This window comes from Nonomuraea sp. CA-143628 (genome assembly GCF_050942315.1).
GTDB lineage: Bacteria > Actinomycetota > Actinomycetes > Streptosporangiales > Streptosporangiaceae > Nonomuraea.
In genome coordinates, this window is record NZ_CP192072.1 from 2,782,143 (window position 1) to 2,799,900 (window position 17,758).

18 protein-coding genes are annotated in these 17,758 nt (G+C 69.7%); 10 read left to right on the forward strand and 8 right to left on the reverse strand.

Features of this window, described 5'->3' with window-relative positions:
- Positions 1 to 8 precede the first annotated feature (8 nt).
- Positions 9 to 503, reverse strand: coding sequence for a DedA family protein (locus tag ACQP2T_RS13075; RefSeq protein WP_433516408.1), 495 nt, complete (start codon positions 501 to 503; stop codon positions 9 to 11).
- A 150-nt stretch (positions 504 to 653) separates the two neighbouring features.
- Between ACQP2T_RS13075 and ACQP2T_RS13080 the strand changes: the two genes are divergently transcribed.
- Positions 654 to 1,172, forward strand: coding sequence for a hypothetical protein (locus ACQP2T_RS13080; RefSeq protein WP_433516409.1), 519 nt, complete (start codon positions 654 to 656; stop codon positions 1,170 to 1,172).
- Here ACQP2T_RS13080 and ACQP2T_RS13085 read toward each other — a convergent pair.
- From ACQP2T_RS13085 to ACQP2T_RS13095, 3 genes are all read right to left on the reverse strand, one after another.
- Positions 1,141 to 4,509, reverse strand: a complete 3,369-nt coding sequence (locus ACQP2T_RS13085) for a BTAD domain-containing putative transcriptional regulator (RefSeq protein WP_433516410.1) — start codon at positions 4,507 to 4,509, stop codon at positions 1,141 to 1,143. The two genes, ACQP2T_RS13080 and ACQP2T_RS13085, sit on opposite strands and share 32 nt — an antisense overlap.
- Before the next feature lie 81 nt (positions 4,510 to 4,590).
- Positions 4,591 to 5,646, reverse strand: a complete 1,056-nt coding sequence (locus ACQP2T_RS13090) for a lysylphosphatidylglycerol synthase domain-containing protein (protein ID WP_433516411.1) — start codon at positions 5,644 to 5,646, stop codon at positions 4,591 to 4,593.
- A gap of 49 nt (positions 5,647 to 5,695) precedes the next feature.
- Positions 5,696 to 6,514 carry a PIG-L deacetylase family protein gene (locus ACQP2T_RS13095; RefSeq protein WP_433516412.1) on the reverse strand — a complete coding sequence of 273 codons (819 nt, stop codon included), beginning with the start codon at positions 6,512 to 6,514 and terminating at the stop codon, positions 5,696 to 5,698.
- A gap of 39 nt (positions 6,515 to 6,553) precedes the next feature.
- On the opposite strand from ACQP2T_RS13095, the gene ACQP2T_RS13100 reads away from it, so the two are divergent.
- Entirely contained in the window at positions 6,554 to 7,636 is a 1,083-nt protein-coding gene (locus tag ACQP2T_RS13100) for a glycosyltransferase family 4 protein (protein WP_433516413.1), read from the forward strand.
- A gap of 10 nt (positions 7,637 to 7,646) precedes the next feature.
- Here ACQP2T_RS13100 and ACQP2T_RS13105 read toward each other — a convergent pair whose 3' ends face one another.
- Together ACQP2T_RS13105 and ACQP2T_RS13110 are read right to left on the reverse strand one after the other, a co-directional pair.
- Positions 7,647 to 9,104: a DUF2079 domain-containing protein gene (locus ACQP2T_RS13105; RefSeq protein WP_433516414.1), complete on the reverse strand. Its 1,458-nt coding sequence runs from the start codon at positions 9,102 to 9,104 to the stop codon at positions 7,647 to 7,649.
- A gap of 127 nt (positions 9,105 to 9,231) precedes the next feature.
- Positions 9,232 to 9,618: a hypothetical protein gene (locus tag ACQP2T_RS13110; protein WP_433516415.1), complete on the reverse strand. Its 387-nt coding sequence runs from the start codon at positions 9,616 to 9,618 to the stop codon at positions 9,232 to 9,234.
- Between the two features lie 416 nt (positions 9,619 to 10,034).
- Between ACQP2T_RS13110 and ACQP2T_RS13115 the strand changes: the two genes are divergently transcribed.
- Complete coding sequence (locus ACQP2T_RS13115; protein ID WP_433516416.1) at positions 10,035 to 10,250, forward strand: SRPBCC family protein; 216 nt, start codon at positions 10,035 to 10,037, stop codon at positions 10,248 to 10,250.
- Here the strand turns inward: ACQP2T_RS13115 and ACQP2T_RS13120 are convergent.
- Complete coding sequence (locus ACQP2T_RS13120) at positions 10,220 to 10,717, reverse strand: DUF1707 SHOCT-like domain-containing protein (RefSeq protein ID WP_433516417.1); 498 nt, start codon at positions 10,715 to 10,717, stop codon at positions 10,220 to 10,222. The two genes, ACQP2T_RS13115 and ACQP2T_RS13120, sit on opposite strands and share 31 nt — an antisense overlap.
- A 252-nt stretch (positions 10,718 to 10,969) precedes the next feature.
- Between ACQP2T_RS13120 and ACQP2T_RS13125 the strand changes: the two genes are divergently transcribed.
- Together ACQP2T_RS13125 and ACQP2T_RS13130 are read left to right on the forward strand one after the other, a co-directional pair.
- The gene (locus ACQP2T_RS13125; RefSeq protein WP_433516418.1) at positions 10,970 to 11,890 is read left to right on the forward strand and encodes an anti-sigma factor RsbA family regulatory protein; all 921 of its coding nucleotides are present in this window, start codon (positions 10,970 to 10,972) and stop codon (positions 11,888 to 11,890) included.
- A gap of 296 nt (positions 11,891 to 12,186) precedes the next feature.
- Positions 12,187 to 12,816, forward strand: a complete 630-nt coding sequence (locus ACQP2T_RS13130; RefSeq protein WP_433516419.1) for a DUF998 domain-containing protein — start codon at positions 12,187 to 12,189, stop codon at positions 12,814 to 12,816.
- Here the strand turns inward: ACQP2T_RS13130 and ACQP2T_RS13135 are convergent.
- Positions 12,777 to 13,142 (reverse strand): hypothetical protein, encoded by a 366-nt coding sequence (locus tag ACQP2T_RS13135; protein ID WP_433516420.1) that lies wholly within the window; start codon positions 13,140 to 13,142, stop codon positions 12,777 to 12,779. The genes ACQP2T_RS13130 and ACQP2T_RS13135 overlap by 40 nt on opposite strands.
- A 58-nt stretch (positions 13,143 to 13,200) precedes the next feature.
- On the opposite strand from ACQP2T_RS13135, the gene ACQP2T_RS13140 reads away from it, so the two are divergent.
- The 5 genes from ACQP2T_RS13140 (at position 13,201) to ACQP2T_RS13160 (ending at position 17,648) form a co-directional block, all read left to right on the forward strand.
- Positions 13,201 to 13,665: a universal stress protein gene (locus ACQP2T_RS13140; RefSeq protein WP_433516421.1), complete on the forward strand. Its 465-nt coding sequence runs from the start codon at positions 13,201 to 13,203 to the stop codon at positions 13,663 to 13,665.
- A 182-nt stretch (positions 13,666 to 13,847) separates the two neighbouring features.
- Entirely contained in the window at positions 13,848 to 15,281 is a 1,434-nt protein-coding gene (locus ACQP2T_RS13145; protein WP_433516422.1) for a methionine--tRNA ligase, read from the forward strand.
- Positions 15,282 to 15,338: 57 nt separating this feature from the next.
- Positions 15,339 to 16,316, forward strand: a complete 978-nt coding sequence (locus ACQP2T_RS13150) for a phosphotriesterase family protein (RefSeq protein ID WP_433516423.1) — start codon at positions 15,339 to 15,341, stop codon at positions 16,314 to 16,316.
- Between the two features lie 41 nt (positions 16,317 to 16,357).
- On the forward strand, positions 16,358 to 16,744 hold the full coding sequence (locus ACQP2T_RS13155; RefSeq protein ID WP_219530398.1) for an STAS domain-containing protein: 387 nt from the start codon (positions 16,358 to 16,360) through the stop codon (positions 16,742 to 16,744).
- Between the two features lie 10 nt (positions 16,745 to 16,754).
- Positions 16,755 to 17,648, forward strand: a complete 894-nt coding sequence (locus ACQP2T_RS13160; protein ID WP_433516424.1) for a sigma-70 family RNA polymerase sigma factor — start codon at positions 16,755 to 16,757, stop codon at positions 17,646 to 17,648.
- Positions 17,649 to 17,758: the final 110 nt, after the last annotated feature.

Consider the following 17,758-nt stretch of genomic DNA (forward strand, 5'->3'; position numbering starts at 1 on the left):
GAGGACACTCAGGCGGCCAGCACCTTGTCCGCCCGCTTCTTCCGGCGCCACACGACGAACCCGACCACCCCGCCGACGAACAGCACCGCCAGGACCGCCGCCGTGATCGGCGACCGCGCGGCGACCTGGAGCCACGCCCAGATCAGCGCGCTCAGGCCGAACCACCAGATGGGCGCCCAGGTCAGGCAGCCGAGCGCGCTGGCCACGAGGTACCAGGGGTAGGAGACGCGCAGGGCCCCGGCGACCCACGGCAGCGTGTGCCGGAGCATGGGCACCCAGAAGCACCCGTAGACCGCGAACGCGCCCCACTTCTCCACGACCCGCTCGACCTTCGCGATCCGCTCGCGGCCGAGGCGGACGCCGATACGCGAGTCGTAGAGCCTCTCGCCGAGCCTGCGGCCGATCCAGTAGTACGCCTGGAACGCGCCGAACAGGGCGATGATCAGCACGACTCCCAGCCAGATCGGCCCCACGGGTTCGATGGTGATCGCCAGCTGTCGCATCAAGGACCCCCACACCCCCGTCACGTGCTTTAGGTCAGCCTTACCTTAGTTGAAGGGGCAAGTCGTCGCCACAGCAGGGTGCAACTCGCCGACAACCAGGGTTCAACCACCTTCGCGTACCACTGTAGTGAGCAAGAAGGAGTGTTGATCATGGCAACGAGAAGCACCGCGGTTCTGGCCTCCGGCACAGCCAGCACGGCCAAGCTCTTCGTGGCGGCCCTCGCCTTCACCGGAGCCTATGTCGGTTTCTCGGCCTACGACACCGCCAACTCCGCGCCGCACCCGGCGCAGACGGTCACCCTGTCGGCCCGTGAGCTGCCCATCACCTCACCGACCACCGCCCGGACGCCCGAAGCCGCCAAGCCGGGCAGGATCAGCCTCAGCGCGCTGCCGGGCGACGCCGGGTGCGTCAAGACGTTCGTGGCCCGCAGCGTGGTGGTCAACCCCGAGCCTGACCACACCGTGCTCTACGGCTGGGAGCTGTCCCGCTGGAGCCCCGGCACCAACACCTGGCGCTCCTACTTCGTCGACTACGACGGCTTCGCCGGCGGCACGAAGACCGTTCGCTGGAGCCCCAGCATCTCGAACAACCCCGGCTGGTATCGCATCGAGCTCACCGTCGAGGGCGCCAAGACCATCAAGAGCGACCGCTTCCAGGTGAGTTGCTGACCGACCGCCGCGCCGCCTCCACCCAGCGCGGCACGCCGACCCGCTCGGCCACCTCCAGCGCCTTCTCGTAGTGGGCCCGCGACGCGTCCGGCTGACCCAGCCGCACCGCCAGGTCGCCGAGCGTCAGGGCCACCGGCCAGAGCGCCACGACCCCGGTGCCGGCGCCCGCGACGCGGTCGGCGAACGGCTTGAGCTTGTCGTAGCAGTCGATCATCCGTTCGCGGTCGTCGAGCAGCATCCCGGCCAGCGCCCGCCAGGTCATCGCCAGCTCGTACAGGAAGTCGGGCCGCACCGGCGGGCGTACGGCGGCCACGGCCTTGGCGTCGGCCACGCGACCCGCGGAGGCGAGCGCCAGCGCGTAGGCGTCGAGGGTCCACTTCGCGCCCCGCTGGTGCTTCTCGGAGAGCAGCTCGACCGTCTCGGCCGCCCGGCCGTCGACCAGGTGCAGGCAGAACGTGGTGATCAGCGGCAGGTCCTGGCGGCCCTCCAGCATGCCCGCCCGCTGGGTCATCCTGGCCGCGTCGGCGTAGGCCCGCTCGGCGCCGCGGTAGTCGCCGGCGATCATCAGCCGCTGTCCGGAATACCAGGCGCAGATGGCCGCCGGCGCCGACAGGTCGTACTGTCTGGCCAGCCGGTCGGCCGCGGCGGCGTGCTCGTCGGCGATGGCGAACTCGCCGCGTGCCGCCGCGCATTCGAGCAGCACCAGGTGGGCCAGCGCCTGCGTGGCCATCTGCCCGGAGCGCTGGGCGACCTCCAGCAGCTCGCGGCCGATGCTCTCGCGGGTGTCGACCGCCGGGATGTCGTAGGACTGGCGCAGCCGCCCGCTGAGGGCCGCCGCGAGCAGCGTCGGGTCACCGCTCTGCCTGGCCAGCTCCAGCGCCTCCAGCGACGCCTGCCGCCCCCGCTCGGGCGAGGAGGAGCCCTCCAGCTCCAGCGCCAGCGTGGTGAGCAGGCTCGCGCGCAGCGTCTGCTCCCCTTCGGGGAGCTCCATCAGCGCCTTCTCGGTGACGTCGACGATCTCCCACGCGGTGCGGGTGAAGTCGCGGGCCATCCCCTTGTGCGGTACGGCGAGCGAGGCCGCCACCCGCGCGGTGATCTCCAGGTCGCCCAGCGGCAGCGCGGAGTCCATGGCCTGGCGGCGCAGCAGCCGTGCCGCGGTCATGTCGCCGCACAGCGCCAGGGCCCTGATCTGGCGGAGCATGAGCTGCAGCCGGTCCTTGGTGTCGCCGCCGGTGCGGTCGAAGGCCGCGATGGCCTGCTCCCACAGCGTGGCGGCCTCGCGGTGGGCGAACCTGCGCTCGGCCTGCTCGGCGGCCAGCCCGGCGTAGTGGACGGCCTTCTCGGCGGCGTCGGCCAGGAAGTAGTGGTGCGCCAGCGCCGCCACGTCGGACGGCGTGCGTCGTTCGATGCTCGACGCCACCGCCGCGTGCAGCCGGGTGCGGCGCAGCCGCGAGGCGTCGGAGTAGATCGTGTCGCGCACCAGGTCGTGATCGAACCTGAGCAGCCCGGGCCCCGGCTCGGTCACCAGCCCGGCCAGCAGCGCCGCCTCGACCGCCTCCACCACGGCGTCCTCGTCGCCCGCCACGTCGACCAGCACATCGACGTCGACGTCACGGCCGATCACCGCCGCCTGCAACAGGATCTGCTGGGCTCCGGCGGGCAGCCGGGAGATGCGCCGCCGCAGCACGTCGCGCACCCCGGAGGGCACCCGCGACAGCACCTCGATCGCGCTGGCCCGCTCGGCCGCCGCCTCGGAGTCGAGCAGGCGTACGGTCTCGCGCACGAAGAACGGGTTGCCGCCGGTGCGCTCGACGATGGACTCGACCGCGTCCTCGTCGATCTCGCGCACACAGGTGGCCCTGACCAGCTCGCCCACGGCCTTGGGGTCGAGGCCGGACAGCCCGACCCGCACCGGGCCGAGCCGGGCCAGCGCGGCCAGCACGTCGGACTGACGGTCGTCGAGCTCGCTCTCCCTGCAGGTGACCACGAGCAGCACCCGGCTGGTGGCCAGCAGGCTGGGCAGCGCGCGCAGCAGCGCCAGCGTCTGGTCGTCGGCCCAGTGGAGGTCTTCGAGCGTGAGCAGCACCGGCGCGCGCCGCGCCACTCCAGCGAGGTAGCCGCCGACCGCCCGGTGCAGCCGGAAGCCGCCGGACACCTCGTCGTCGTCGGGATCGGGGTCGGCGTCATCGAGCAGCGGCGCCAGCAGCTGGGCGTATTCGCCCGCGCCGGTCATCCCCACCAGGGCGCGCAGGATCTCCACCCACGCCCAGCCCGGCGGTGTCGCGCTGGAGTCGGGGCAGGCGCCGGAGGCGGTGATCCAGCCGTCACTGGTGAGCTTGCCGTCGAGCTGGCGCAGCAGCGTGGTCTTTCCCGCGCCCGCGACGCCCGCCACGATCGCCACCTGGAACCTGCCGGTGCGGGCGGCGGCCGTGGTCAGCCTGGCCAGCTCGGCGTCGCGGCCGACGAACGGCTCGGGCTCCAGCGGCGGCGGCTCGACCGGGGCGGCGGGCCGGGGCGGCCAGGTGTCGGTGGGCGCCTGCACGGGTCTGGACGGCCGCGGCGCGACGCTCAGCTCCAGCTCGGGCGCCTGGGCCAGGATGTCGGACTCCAGCTTGCGCAGCGCCGGCCCCGGGTCGATGCCCAGCTCGTCGGCCAGGATGCCCCTGGCCCGGCGCAGCGCCGCCAGCGCGTCGCCCTGCCGGCCGCAGCGGTAGAGGCCGAGGCCGAGCAGCCGCCAGCCCTCCTCGCGCAGCGGGTGCTCGGTGGTGAGCGCCTCCAGGTCGGGCACGGTCTCGGCGGGCAGGCCGAGGCGCAGCCCGGTGTCGGCGTGCCGCTCGCGCGCCACCAGCCGCAGCTCGGTCAGCCTGTTGACCTCCGCCTCCGCCCACTGCTGGTCGGCGAAGTCGGAGTAGGGGGTGCCCCGCCACAGGCCGAGCGCCTTCTCCAGGCGGGCGCGCGCGGACTGCGGATCGCCCTCTTCGAGGTGCTCGCCCGCCGCCCTGACCAACTGCTCGAACTTGAGCGCGTCGACCTGGTCGGGCGCCACCCGCAGCGCGTAGCCGGAGGCGACGGTCACCAGCAGGCGGTTGGGCCCGCCCCGCGGACGGCCCGGCTCCAGCACCCGGCGCAGCCGGGAGATGTAAACCTGGAGCCCCGACTGGGCTCCCTTGGCCGTGTCGTCATCCCACAAGTCGTAAAGGAGGGTGTCAACCGGCACGACCTGACCTCTGGCCACGAGAAGTCGGGCGAGGACGGCCCGCTGCCGCAACCCGCCGAGGTCGAGTTCGTCGTCGTGTTCGTACGCCTCGACTGGCCCCAGAACTCGGAACGCCACCATGTCAGCCGCCACGCTATGCGGGCTTCCGAATCAGGCACAAGGGCCGTGATTGATTAACGCCTGTTCGGTTTGGGATTGTCACTAGGGGGCCTTCGAGATCGCGGACGGGGGCTCCGCGTCGGCGTTCCTGGCGTTGCGCCTGCGCAGTAGCGCCCACGCGCCTAGAGCGAGGCCGCCGAACGGGATCTCGATAGTGTAAGTCCAGAAGCCGAAAAGCAGTGCGGTCGCCGTCGCCGGAGCGGGTGCCACGCCGAAGGCGTAGAGCAGCGCGGCCACGCCGCTCTCCATGATCCCCGCGCCGCTCGGCGTGACCAGCGCGCTGGTCAGCACGCGTGACAGGGCGAAGACGGCGATCGACTGGGCCAGCCCCGGATAGGCGCCGGTGGCGTGCATGCAGACGACCATGATCGCCCACTGGAAGCCCAGGAAGAAGATCATGGCCAGCGACAGGCCGATCGAGCGCGACTTCACGATCTCGGCGGTGTCCTTGCGCAGCCGCTCAAGGGCCTCGGAGGCGTGGAACTTCAGCCTGAGCAGGCGTACGAGGAAGTCGAGGCCCTTGCCCAGGAGGGCGGCGGCGCGGTCCCAGTAGAGGGCGGCGGCCACGACCAGGCAGAGCGCCAGGATCGACACCGCGCCCACCCAGCCGGCCTTGGCCACCGTCGGATTGGGTGCCTTGCCGGCCGCCAGCAGCGCGATGATGCCGACGGCGGGCAGGATGAACCTGAACAGAGTGTTCCAGATGCCGCTGACCAGGGTCATCACCACGATCGAGCGGTTGGCGAACCCCCAGCCCCTGGTCATCGCGAACGTCAGCGCCACCCCGGCCGCGCCGCCGAACGGCAGCAGGTTGCTCACCGCGCTGCCCGCCGCGTTGAGCGAGAGCGCCTGCAGGTTGTTGAGACCCGGCAGCGAGTTGGTGAGCACGAAGGTGTAGGCCAGCAGGCTCAGCAGCCAGACCACGGTCATCAGGGCGATGGTGCCGAAGCTGAGGCTGTGGAAGAGCGCGCCGATCTCGCGCCAGGACACGGGCTTGCCGGTCAGCGAGTGGACGATCTGCGGCAGGTAGACCACGAGGGCCAGGGCCAGCGCCAGGGAGAGCGCGGACAGTGTGATCTGGAGCCATCTGTTCTTCATCGCGGTACAGTCTGCCGCTCGCGGGGGCGGCCCGGATCATACTGGGGAATCATTTCGGCCACTGGTCCAGAGGATGACTGAGGCGGGTGCCGGGCGGAAGATCGCGCCGTACGTACCACTCGGTGCCGAAGACGAGCCGGTAGAGCGGGCCGGGCACCTTGAGCATCACGGCCAGTGTGCGGTCGCTGTCGCCGCCGGTCGCCTGGGAGGCGTGCGCGGACATGGACGCCCGCTTCTGTTTCGCATATTTCCGGACATTTACCCGGTGGGTGATCGTCTCACTCGCCGAATAGGCGCTCTCGAAGGTCCGTACGTCGAACTCGGGCGGGAACCGGTAGAACCTCCCCGCCAGCTTCAGCAGCCTGACCAGCGGGTCGCGGTTGACCGTCGCCTCCAGCACGACCGCCGTGCCCGCGATCTCCGCCGCCCGCCGCCCCACCCGGTGCACCTGGACGTGGTCGGGATGGCCGTAGCCGCCCGCCGGGTCGTAGATCGACAGCAGGTCGGCCTGCTCCTCCTCCAGGATGGCGGCCAGCTTTCCCGCGGCCTTCTCGGAGTCGGCGTCGATGAAGGCGTCGTCGGGACGCTCCTCGGCGCTGCCGCCCTGCGGGCTCAGGCCCGAGTCGCCGTAGCCGAGGCACTCGACGCGGGCGCAGCCGAGCAGGGCCGCCGACTCGTACAGCTCCTTCAGGCGGGTCGCGCGCAACTCCTCGCCCGGCCCCATCTCGGCCAGGCCGCGCTCGCCGGCGGTCGCCACCACGAGGACCACGCGGTGTCCCTCGGCCGCGAGCATCGCCATCGTGCCTGCCGTCAGCAGGGCCTCGTCATCGGGATGGGCGTGGAAGAACACAGCGGTACGTGGAGGCACAACGCCCAGATTAGTCTGGGAGGGGTGCGGATCTTTCACGTGAGTGACTGTTACCTGCCGCGACTCGGGGGGATCGAGGTTCAGGTCGCCGACCTCGTGCGTACGCAGCGCGAGGCCGGCCACGTCGTCGATGTGGCGACCGCGACCAAAGGAGAGGCGCTGCCCGGCGTGCACCGGATCGTCGCCAGGATGCCCTTCGACCTGCCGGTCCACCCGTTTGGAGTGGGACATCTCACGCGGCGGCTGACCTCCTCGCGGCCCGACGTGGTGCACGTCCACATGGGCGCGGTCTCGCCGTTCGCCTGGATGGGGGTGCGGGCCGCGAAACGGGCCGCGATTCCCTGCGTCGTGACCGTGCACAGCATGTGGGATCCCGTCACGCGCGGCGTCTACCGGTTGCTGCGGCTGGTCTACGGCTGGCAGAGCTGGGGGCTGGTGGCCACCACGGTCAGCAACGCGGCGGCGGCCCCGATCCGGTCCGTCGCGGGGGAGGGGGTGCCCGTGCACGTGGTGTCCAACGGCCTCGACCTGTCGGGCTGGCGGCTGTTCTCCGGGTCGCCGCCGGAGCCGCGCGAGGAGGTGCACATCGTGGCCGTGGGCCGTCTGGCGCCGCGCAAGCAGCCGGTCCGGCTGCTCAAGCTGCTCGACATGGTGCGCTCCCGGGTCCCCGCGGGCATTCCGCTGCGCGCCACGGTGATCGGCGACGGCCCGGCGCGCGCCCAGATGGAGCGCTACCTGGCCAGGCACGGCATGACGGGCTGGGTCTCGCTGCCGGGACGCTACACCCGCGAGCAGATCGCCAAGGTGCTGGAGTCGGCCGACGTGTTCGTGGCGCCGGCGCCACGCGAGTCGTTCGGGATCGCCGCGCTGGAGGCCCGCGCCGCCGGGCTTCCCGTGGTGGCGCGGGCGCAGAGCGGGGTGGCCGACTTCGTCCGGCACGGCACGGAGGGGCTGCTCGGCCGGAGCCTGGGCGACCTGGCCGCCGCCGTGGCCCGCCTGGCCACGGATCCCGAGCTGCGGCAGCGCATGATCGCCCACAACCGCGCCGTGCCTCCGTCGGCGGGCACCTGGCCGACCGTCCTGGCGGGCTTCGACCGGGCGTACGCGGAGGCCATCGGATAAGCCGCCCAGGTCACGTACGGCGTAGCACCACATACCCATCGCGGTCGAACACCTTCGTATATCCCTCGGTCACCAGCCGGTCCACCTGGGCGCGCTGATCGTCGGGGGAGCCGAACGGGAACTGCCAGCGGGCCGTGTCGGCCGCCACCCACGCGGCGCCGCGCGGCTGCCCGGTCCAGAGCAGGACGGTGGTGCGGGAGGTCAGGGCCGGGCCGAGCGAGTTGGCGGCCTCCACGGTGACGCCCGTGGGCACCGCGGCCACCGCCGCGGCGGCCGATTCGGTCCTGATCTCCTCCGCCTTGTAGAAGGCCGGATGGTAGAGCTGGTCCAGGGCGAACTTCGGCACCAGAGTGAGCGCGACCACGAGCGCGCCCGCCGACCAGGCCAGCTTGAGCGAGCGGTCGTCGGCGCGCTTGATCCGGCGCAGCAGCCTGGACAGCCCGTCGACCCCCGCGAGGAGCAGGATCACCACGGTGAAGGCGTTGTACTGGAAGTCGGCCCGCCACCACGGCTCGCGGTCCGACAGCATGCGTTCGAGCACGTGCGGCAGCGCGACCAGCGACAGCGGCGACAGCAGGCAGAGCAGCAGCGTCGGCCAGGCCAGCAGGAACAGCGTGTCGACCTTGGTCTCCTCGCTGAACGGCAGCAGCAGCGCGTTCAGCGGGTCGCGCAGCAGCGTCAGGATCGCGCTCGGCGCGTCGGGCCCCAGGTGGCCGTAGGCCCAGAAGTCCTGGCTCTCGCCGCCGAGCAGCGAAATGAGCGCGCCCCGGGTGAGCATGACCCCGCCGAGGCCGATCGCGGCGCAGCACATCCCGCGGAACCTGTCGCCGGTGAGGAAGAGGTAGAGGCCGAAGCCGATCACCGTGAGCCCCATGTCCTCCTTGACCAGGAGGAGCGCGCCCATCGCCGCGAAGGCGGGCAGCAGCCGCCCCGCGTGGTAGCGCTCGATCATGATCGCGGTGAGCAGCGGGACGAACATCACCTCGTGCGCGTCGAACGCGATCGCCTGCGCGACGGGCCACGACAGCGCGTAGGCCACGGCGACCAGGTAGGCCGGGGCGGTGCCCAGCATCCGCCTGGTGAACAGCCAGATGAACGGGATCGCGGCGGCGAACAGCAGTGCCTGCGCCACGATCAGCGAGGCCGGGCCGTCATGGATCCAGTAGAAGGGCGCCAGCAGCGCGTAGATGGGCGAGAAGTGGTCGGCGAGCTGGAGGTAGTCCAGCCCCCGGTCGTGAAAGGCGCCGACCATCGGGATGTACGGCGGCCGGAAGTGCGCGTAGTTGCGCACGGCCTGGTCCACGATCACCAGATCGAACGTGCTGGCGCGATAGGTGGCCAGCTTGACCAGGCCGAGCACGGCGTAGACGGCGGCCGAGACCACGGCGATCAGCCCGACGCGCAGGCGGTTCGGCGTGATCCGGGCCGTCCAACGGGCAGCGCCTGCTGCCAGAGCTTCCCCCGTCACGGGCAGCAAGCGTAGACCGATTCCAGCTGGACCGCGTTCGCGGAAAAGTGCCCCCTGAACCGCGTTCGCGACAAGGCCGCCGCACCGAGCCGCCCCCCGCGGCCGGTGCGGCATGCCGGCGGAAGCGTCAGGTGCAGGCGCTCTGGATCTTCGTTACGAAGCTCTGCAACTTCGAGACAGAGTCAATCGAGCTGGTGGGATCCTTGGCGTCGATCTTGATGCCGTCGAGCCCGGTGGCAAGGTCGTTGAGCGCGGCGGCGAGGTCGCCGTCGTACTTGCCGGCCAGGGTCTTCACCTTGGCGGCCGCCTCATCGCCGGCCTTCTCGAAGGCCTTGGGATCGGTCGCGGCCGAGGTCATGCTGCTGTTGAAGTCAGTCATGATCTTCGTGACTTCGCTGCCCATCTGGTTGCAGTCGACAGCGTTGCCGATGGCACCACAGGCGGTGGTGAGGCCGGCAAGAGAGAGCGTCGCGATCGCGATGGCGATGCGACGACGAGGGGGTGTCATTTCCATGCCCTTCGTTGCGTTTAGCGACGAAGCGACATTATGGAGTAAACCTTGACAGGTGCTTGCACCCCACTAGCACCATCAGTATCAAGTCGTTGTAAAGCGGGCGACCAACTCTTGACGGCTTCTGGGACCGACCAGACGATCTTCTGCGCGGTCCGGCCCGGCCGGGGACGTTCAGGACGGTCCAGGTCGGACGGCCGCCTCGCCGCCGCGCCCAACCTGGCGAAGATGCCCGACATCGACCGGGTGGAGTACGGGCTGATCCCGGTGAGCCTGCGCGAGTGGCTCGGCCACGCCTGGGTCTGCCTGGCCGACGAGCCGCCCTCGTTCGAGGAGACGGTGACGAGCGCGGCCACCGAGTGCCTGGGCGATCCGGCCGCGATCGAGCACTACCACGTCGACAAGCGGAGGGGTTCACCGTGGACGGGAGCCCGGGGGTCGGGGTCGCCTCCGGCGCCGACCTGTCGCTCTCGGTCGAGCTCTTCCACCGGTTCAACGAGCAGGATTTCGCCGCCTGCGAGCGGACCCAGCCCGGTATGTCGTCACGCGCCTACCGGGCGGGCGGGGTCCTGGTGCCGAGCGAGCACCACATCTCGATCTTCCATCAGTGGGTGAACCAGCGCTTACGCGGATAGCGGATCGCCAGATTCCCGTACTTCGCCTGGCCGCTCACCACCACATAGAGGGCGCCCGACTGAGGCCGGCCCGGCACCTCCGACGTCACGGTGTTGCCCCACTCCGTGCGGAACCGGTCGATGTCGGCCGCGGCGCCGTCGGGCAGCAGGATCTTGGCCGAACCGTACTTGAGGTCGAGGTCGATCTCGATGACCGGATGGGAGATGACCGCCTCCGACAGGTCGAGTTCGACGCTGCCGTACTTGGAGGCGACTTTGAGCCGGCGGGGGACCGCCCAGTCGCCTGATCGCTTGATGTGGCCGTTCTTGGACTCCAGTTCCACCACCTCGTCGGCCACGGGCCCGTCCACCGCGGGCCCGTCAGCCGGCAGGTCGGCGGTCAGACCGGCCAGATCGCCGTATGTTCGCGCCGTGAGGGCCAGTTCGAGCCGGTCCTCCAGTTCCAGTTGGGTGAGACGGCCTTCCATGAACGCTTCTTGGAGCTTTCGCGCGCCACGCTCACGGTCAGCGTCTGAGACGCGCATCTGTAAATCCGACATGTTCCGAGCATAGGTTCGCCCGCTTCAGAACGGGAGGCGTCGGCCGGAGGGCGTACGCAGATCGAGAGGGAGCGGCCGGGGGGAGGGCTTCGTCGGCCGGACGATCTGGAGTCTCTTCATAACACATGGATACCCAACGGATTGCCGTAAAGACCTCATGGCGGGGTAGCTTGAAGTGTGATGGCGGCGGATCCCTTCGTACACCCGGCACTCTTCTACCGAGGCGACCGGGAATATGTGGCGGCCACCACGGCTTTCGTCCGCGAAGGGCTAGGTTCGGGAGAGCCCGTCGCCGTCGCGGTTCCGTCCAGGAACCTCGCCCTGATCGAGGCCGGTCTGGGGCGCGACGCCGACGAGGTGCTCCTGCTCGACATGACCAGCGCCGGGCGCAATCCTGGACGCATCATCCCCGCCGTGCTCCACGAGTTCGCGGACCGCCACCCTGTCGGTCACGTACGGATCATCGGCGAGCCCATCTGGCCGGGCCGCACGGTGACGGAATATCCCGCCTGCGCCCAGCACGAAGCCCTGATCAACTACGCCTTCGCCGGGCGCCACGTCACGATCCTGTGCCCGTACGACCTCGACGGGCTCAACCCCGAGGTCATCCGCGAGGCCGAGCGGACCCATCCCGTGCTGCGCGACGGCTCCGGCGAGTGGCACAGCGGCGACTACGCGCCCCAGGAGGTCGTCGACGGGCACAACCAGCCGCTGGACGAGCCCGCCGACTTCGTCTCGCTCCGCTTCGACCACACCAACCTGGCCGCCGCGCGCGGGCTGGCCGCCGCGCGGGCCGCCGACCTCGGGTTCAGCCGGGCCAGGCTCGACGACATCCGCCTGACGGTCGCCGAGCTGGGCGCCAACAGCCTCGACCACGGCGGCGGCGCCGGGCTGATCAGGATCTGGGCCGAAGCCGACCGGCTGGTGTGCGAGGTCAGCGACTCGGGCCACATCATCGACCCGCTGGCCGGGCGGATGCCGGTCGATCCGCGCACTCCCGGTTCGCGCGGCCTGCTGATCGTCAACCTGCTCAGCGACCTGGTCCGCGTGCACACGCGAGCGGGCGCCACCGTGATCAGGGCCTACTTCGACCTGCCCTGACCTGTTTATGGCCTCACTCCGTGAGGCGGTCTCGGTCGCCAAATGCCGCCGTCTTCCCCCGTCGCTCTGGTCGCTACGCTCCCGGCGCTCCTCCTCCAGACGACGGCGCTCCCTCGACGCGGCGGTACGGCTGGCCCTACCAACCCTGAGGTGGTGGCCTGGACCCAGGGGCGGGTTCTCGCAGGTCAGCGGGCCGGTATCCGAAGTGCTACGACCTAGGTATTAAGGGGCGGTTCAGGGCCTGTTCGGGTCGATCTCCGATACTCCGGAAGCCCGTATTCCACGACCTTTTAAGCATGAAGGCATTGCTTGTCAGTGGATTCGCGGCCATCGGAACCGGCGCCGGCGCCATGCTCACCTTGCACGCGGAGTCGGGGCTGGACCCCATGCACAGCGTGATCAGTGAGTACGCCTTCCAGCCCTTGGGATGGCTGCTGCCGACCTCGCTGACGCTGTTCGCGGTCGGCTCGGCACTGATCGCCGAGTCGCTGCGCCGGGCGGGCGCGAGCGTCTGGGTCGTGCTGCTGCTGCTGGCGTGGGGCGGGAGCATGTTCCTGATCGGTGCCTTTCCCACGGACCGTCCGGGCGTGCCGCTTTCGCTGTCGGGCGGCATTCACAGATATGCCGCCTTCGCCGCCTTCCTGGTGATGCCGGCCGCGGGGATGCTGCTGGCCAACGCGCGAGTCCGGTACGCCAGGGCCGTTCGGGTCCTGAGCGCGGTGGCGCTGGGCGCGCTGCTGCTCGTCGTGGTCCCGTACGTCGTGCGGATGTTCGGCATCGAGTTGTCCAACGACGACATCCCCGCCGGGCTCACCCAGCGGGTCGTGGTCCTCACCGAGATCGGGGTGCTGGCCCTGGCCGGGATGTCGCTGCTCAAGCCCTCGGGTCAGCGCTCCCAGGGTGGCGTGTCGCCCATCTTGGCGTAGTACTTGGCCAGGTTGTTCTTGACCCTCTCGATGTCGCCCTGCGGGATCTTGACCCCGCCCCTGGCGCCGTCCACGACCGCGGCGGCGGCGATCACGGCCCGTGGGACGACTTTCAGCTCACCACCGACGACGTCGGCGATCGGCAGCTTGTAGGCGCCGAACTCGTCGGCGTCGTCGCTGTCGTACCAGAGGAAGGCCTGGCGGTACTTCTCGTCGGGCTTCTTCTCGGCGTCCGCCCACTTACGCACCCGCTTGTCGGCCGCGGCCGCGTCCCACTCGCGATCACGGTCGGCGAGAGGCAGGTCACGGAACTGTGTGACAGTCATACCCGCTGGCTACCCGGCTCTCGGGCGTGAAACGGGCTGATCTGGAAAGAGCTCGCCTATGGAAGCAACTGAGCGGACCATTCTGATCGCGTACGACGGCTCCGACGACGCCAAGGCGGCGATCGCCTTCGCGGGCACGCTGATGCCCGGCGCGCGCGCCGTCGTACTGACCGTGTGGGAACGCCTGGCGCTGGCCTCGGCGCGGGCGTCGGCCGGGCTGATGATGACCATCGACGATTCGCCCGTCGAGGACGAGGCCGTCGGACAGGCCATGAGGGAGCTCGCCTCGCAGGGCGCGGAGCTGGCCCGACAGGCGGGGTTCGACGCTTCGCCGCGGTGCGAGCCGGACGCGCTGTCCGTGTGGTCGTCCATCGTGGACGTGGCGAACGACATCGGGGCCACGTTGATCGTCACCGGGACGCGGGGGCAGGGCGGGGTGAAGTCGCTGCTGCTCGGGAGCACGTCCGACCGCGTGCTGCACCACGCGCGCCGGCCGGTGCTGGTGGTGCCCACGCCGGAGTAGCTCTGGCGGCGGCGTGCTGCCCAGATTTTCGGATGCGCCGGTTTCATCCGGAACACTACGATGAGCGCATGACGTCGCGACTGGTGATGATGGCCCCGTAGGGGGCTTCCACCGACGACGTCTTGTTCGAGGCCCTGCTAGCGGGGCCTCGCATCGTGTCCGGGGCCCCCGGGAGACACACGATGTACATCACGACCACCATCCCCTACGTCAACGCCCGCCCGCATCTGGGGCACGCCCTGGAGTTCGTGCAGGGCGATGTGCTGGCCCGGCACTACCGGTCGCGTGGCGAGCCCGTACGCTTCCAGACCGGCACCGACGACAACTCGCTGAAGAACGTGCTGGCCGCCGAGGCGGAAGGCGTCCCGGTGCGCGAGCTGGTCGATCGCAACGCGGCCGCCTTCGAAGGGCTGCGCGAGTCGTACGACCTGTCCTTTGACTCCTTCATCCGGACGAGTCACCATCCGGGGCATCGCCCGGGAGTCGAGCGGATCTGGCGGGCGATCGACGGCGACCTCTACCAGCGGCACTATGAGGGGCTCTACTGCGTCGGCTGCGAGCAGTTCTACAACGAGGGGCCCTGCCCAGAGCACGAGGCGCCGTTACAGCGCGTCTCTGAGCGGAACTGGTTCTTCCGCCTCTCGCGCTACCAGGACGCGCTGCTGGACCTGATCCGCGGCGGGCGCCTCAGGATCGAGCCGGCCGCGCGGCGGAACGAGGTGCTGGCGTTCATCGAGGCGGGTCTGGCCGACATCAGCGTCTCGCGCGCCGCGGACCGAGCCCGCGGCTGGGGCATACCCGTGCCGGGCGATCCCTCCCAGGTGGTGTACGTGTGGTGGGACGCCCTGGCCAACTACGTCACCGCGCTGGACGGCGGCGACTACGACCGCTGGTGGGTGGCGGAGCCGCGCAAGGTCCATCTGATGGGCAAGGGCGTGATCCGCTTCCACGCGGTGTACTGGCCCGCGATGCTGCTCGCGGCGGGCCTGCCGCTGCCCGCCGAGATCTTCGTGCACGACTACCTGACCGCCGGTGGCCGCAAGATCAGCAAGTCGGCCGGGACACCCGCCGACGCCGAGGCCATCGCGCGGGCCTACGGCGCCGACGCGGTGCGGTGGTGGCTGCTGCGCGAGGTGCCACGGGTCGGCGACGCCGACTTCACCGTGGAACGGCTGGTCGCCAGGGCCGACGAGGATCTGGCCAACGGCGTCGGTAACCTGGTCAACCGGGTCGTCACCATGGTGCACCGCTTCCAGGGCGGCGTGGTGCCCATCGTCGCCGTGGACGGGGACGCCGGACGTGGGCTCGTCGACGCCTGCGAGAGCGCGCCGGGGCGGGTGCACGAGGCGCTGGAGGATTTCGACTTCCGCCGCGCCGCCGCCGCGGTCTGGACGATCGTCGAGGAGGCCAACAAGTACGTCGAACGCGTACAGCCGTGGCGCCAGGAGCCCGGTGACAGGGAGACCTCGCTGGCGACGCTCGTCCACGCGTGCCGGGCGCTGGCCGGACAACTGGCGACATTTCTCCCCACCGGGGCGGCGCGGGTGGCGGCGGCGGTGAGCGGGGAACGGCTGCCCAGGCCCCAGCCGCTGTTCCCGCGGCTGGCTGGTTGTTGACGGGGGATAGGGGGCGGCCTAGGTTGGCGGCACCGACCAGCCGGTATGGAGGCGCTCATGCCCACCGTCAACACCGTTCGCGGTCCCGTCGACGTCGATGAGCTCGGTCAGACATTGATGCACGAGCACATCTTCGTTCTCTCTACCGAGTTTCTCGACAACTACGGCAAAGGTGCTTGGTGGGACGAGGAGTTCCGGGTCGCGGACGCCATCGGCAAGCTCAAGGCGGCGGCGGCGAAGGGTGTGCGGACGATCGTGGACCCGACGGTGTGGGGGCTCGGACGGTACATCCCCCGCGTCCAGCGCATCGCCGCCGAAGTGCCGGATCTGCACATCATCGCCGCGACCGGCATCTACAGCTTCGAAGAGCTGCCCCACCAGTACGACTACCGCGGCCCCGGCCTGCTCCTGGACATGCCCGATCCGATGATCGACGACTTCGTACGCGACCTCACCGAGGGCATCGCCGACACCGGGGTCAAGGCGGCGTTCCTCAAGTGCGTGGTCGAGCAGAAGGGCCTGACGCCCGGGGTCGAGCGGATCGGCCGGGCCGTCGCGCGGGCGCACGTGCGTACCGGCGCGCCGATCACCGTCCACACGAACTCCTTCACCCAGAGCGGGCTGACCGCGCTCGACCTCTTCGCCAAGGAGGGCGTGGATCTGACGAAGGTCGTGGTCGGGCACGCGGGCGACACCAACGATCTCGACTACCTGATGCGTCTGGCCGACACGGGTGCCACGCTGGGGATGGATAGATTCGGGTTGGATGTCTACAATGCGACGTCCGACCGGGTGGCCACCATCGCCGCCCTCTGCCAGCGGGGATACGCTGATCGGATGGTCCTCAGCCACGACACCGCCTGCTTTATGGACTACTTTGTGGAGTCTTGGGATGACGCACTACGCACGATGGCGCCCAACTGGCGCTACGATCACATCCACGATGAGGTCTTGGCCGCACTGCTGGACTCGGGTGTGACCGGCGATCAGATCGAGCAGATGCTGGTGTCCAACCCAAGACGCTACTTCTCGTAAAGTGGTGACATCGGGCGAGCAATGCGGGTAGGTGGAACTGGGTGACTTCGGAGCAGGCCTTGTCGATCAGCCTCGGGCTCCAGGGACCGTGTGTCATCGCCAGGCTCACGGGAGACTTCGACTTCGGGTCCGCGGCCGAGGTGCGCGATCGCGTCACCAAGGCGCTCGACCTGACCCAGCCACCCTTACTAGTCATCGACATGCAGGCGGTCAGCGTCTGCGATTCCTCCGGGCTTTCGGTGCTCGTTTATCTGCACAAGGCGGTGACCGCCTCCGGCGGCCGGCTGTTGCTTTCCGGGCTGAATGGCAGGTGTAAGCACCTTTTCGCGATCACCGCCCTCGACAAGTTCTTCGACATCCGCACCACCGCCGAACTCGCCATCGCCGAACTCAATGAACCGGGGAGTTCGCCGCCGTTTACCGGGTAGTCGCATTGGTATGTCGGCCGAAGAGCCCGACCTGCTCGGCATGTATCTGGAGCAGATCGGAAAGACACCATTGCTCTCCGCCGCGGACGAAGTGGACCTGGCACGACGGATCGAGGCGGGGCTCTACTCGGGCTTCCTGATCAGTCGTGGCGAGGGCACACCGGAGCTCGAACACGTCCGCCGCGACGGGCAGCGTGCTAAGGACCTGCTCATCAGGTCCAATCTCCGGCTGGTGGTGGCCGCCGCCAGACGCTATGCCTTTCGTGGGCTCCCACTCCTCGACGTCATCCAGGAGGGCAATCTCGGGTTGATCAGGGCCGTGGAGAAGTTCGACTACAAACGTGGCTACAAGTTCTCCACCTACGGGATGTGGTGGATCCGCCAGGCCATCGAACGCGGCATCCACGACAAGAGCCGCACCGTACGGCTGCCCACGCACGTCGCCGAAGAGCTGGTGCGACTGAGCGGAATCGCCCGGCAACTGGCCGCCGACCTGGGGCGCGAGCCCCGGGAAGCGGAGCTCGCCAAGGCCGCGGAACGCTCGCTCCGCCACATCGCCGTGCTACGGCGGCTCGCCCAGGAGACGGTCAGCCTGGACGTGCCCGTCGGCGAGAACGGCGAGGGGAGCATCGGCGACATGATCCCCGACGAGGACGGTCTCCAGGTGCAGGAGTTCACGGAGCGCCGCGCGTTCAACGCCGAACTGCACCAGGTGCTCACCTCACTCCCGCCGCGAGAGGCATTCGTCCTCAGACTCAGGTACGGCCTGGCGGGCAATGAAGCCCGCAGCTATACCGAAATCGCGGATCGTCTCGGGCTCACCAGAGAGCGCATCAGGCAACTGGAGAAACAGGCGTTGAAACGCCTGCGACAGCTGCGTCCATTGCTCGCCTGGGCTTCGTAAATGCCCGGTAATGCCCAGTAGCGGGGTAATAGATATGTAGTGCGAACAACGATGGACCATGCCGGTTTTCTGATGGTTAATCGGGGGCCTGATGTCGCTTTCAACAGGGG

What these genes read in the sequence shown, in the direction of transcription:
- ACQP2T_RS13075 (WP_433516408.1), bottom strand. Translation starts at nt 503, where the DNA reads ATGCGACAGCTGGCGATCACCATCGAACCCGTGGGGCCGATCTGGCTG.
- ACQP2T_RS13080 (WP_433516409.1), top strand. Translation starts at nt 654, where the DNA reads ATGGCAACGAGAAGCACCGCGGTTCTGGCCTCCGGCACAGCCAGCACG.
- ACQP2T_RS13085 (WP_433516410.1), bottom strand. Translation starts at nt 4,509, where the DNA reads ATGGTGGCGTTCCGAGTTCTGGGGCCAGTCGAGGCGTACGAACACGAC.
- ACQP2T_RS13090 (WP_433516411.1), bottom strand. Translation starts at nt 5,646, where the DNA reads ATGAAGAACAGATGGCTCCAGATCACACTGTCCGCGCTCTCCCTGGCG.
- ACQP2T_RS13110 (WP_433516415.1), bottom strand. Translation starts at nt 9,618, where the DNA reads ATGGAAATGACACCCCCTCGTCGTCGCATCGCCATCGCGATCGCGACG.
- ACQP2T_RS13120 (WP_433516417.1), bottom strand. Translation starts at nt 10,717, where the DNA reads ATGGAAGGCCGTCTCACCCAACTGGAACTGGAGGACCGGCTCGAACTG.
- ACQP2T_RS13125 (WP_433516418.1), top strand. Translation starts at nt 10,970, where the DNA reads ATGGCGGCGGATCCCTTCGTACACCCGGCACTCTTCTACCGAGGCGAC.
- ACQP2T_RS13130 (WP_433516419.1), top strand. Translation starts at nt 12,187, where the DNA reads ATGAAGGCATTGCTTGTCAGTGGATTCGCGGCCATCGGAACCGGCGCC.
- ACQP2T_RS13135 (WP_433516420.1), bottom strand. Translation starts at nt 13,142, where the DNA reads ATGACTGTCACACAGTTCCGTGACCTGCCTCTCGCCGACCGTGATCGC.
- ACQP2T_RS13140 (WP_433516421.1), top strand. Translation starts at nt 13,201, where the DNA reads ATGGAAGCAACTGAGCGGACCATTCTGATCGCGTACGACGGCTCCGAC.
- ACQP2T_RS13145 (WP_433516422.1), top strand. Translation starts at nt 13,848, where the DNA reads ATGTACATCACGACCACCATCCCCTACGTCAACGCCCGCCCGCATCTG.
- ACQP2T_RS13150 (WP_433516423.1), top strand. Translation starts at nt 15,339, where the DNA reads ATGCCCACCGTCAACACCGTTCGCGGTCCCGTCGACGTCGATGAGCTC.
- ACQP2T_RS13160 (WP_433516424.1), top strand. Translation starts at nt 16,755, where the DNA reads ATGTCGGCCGAAGAGCCCGACCTGCTCGGCATGTATCTGGAGCAGATC.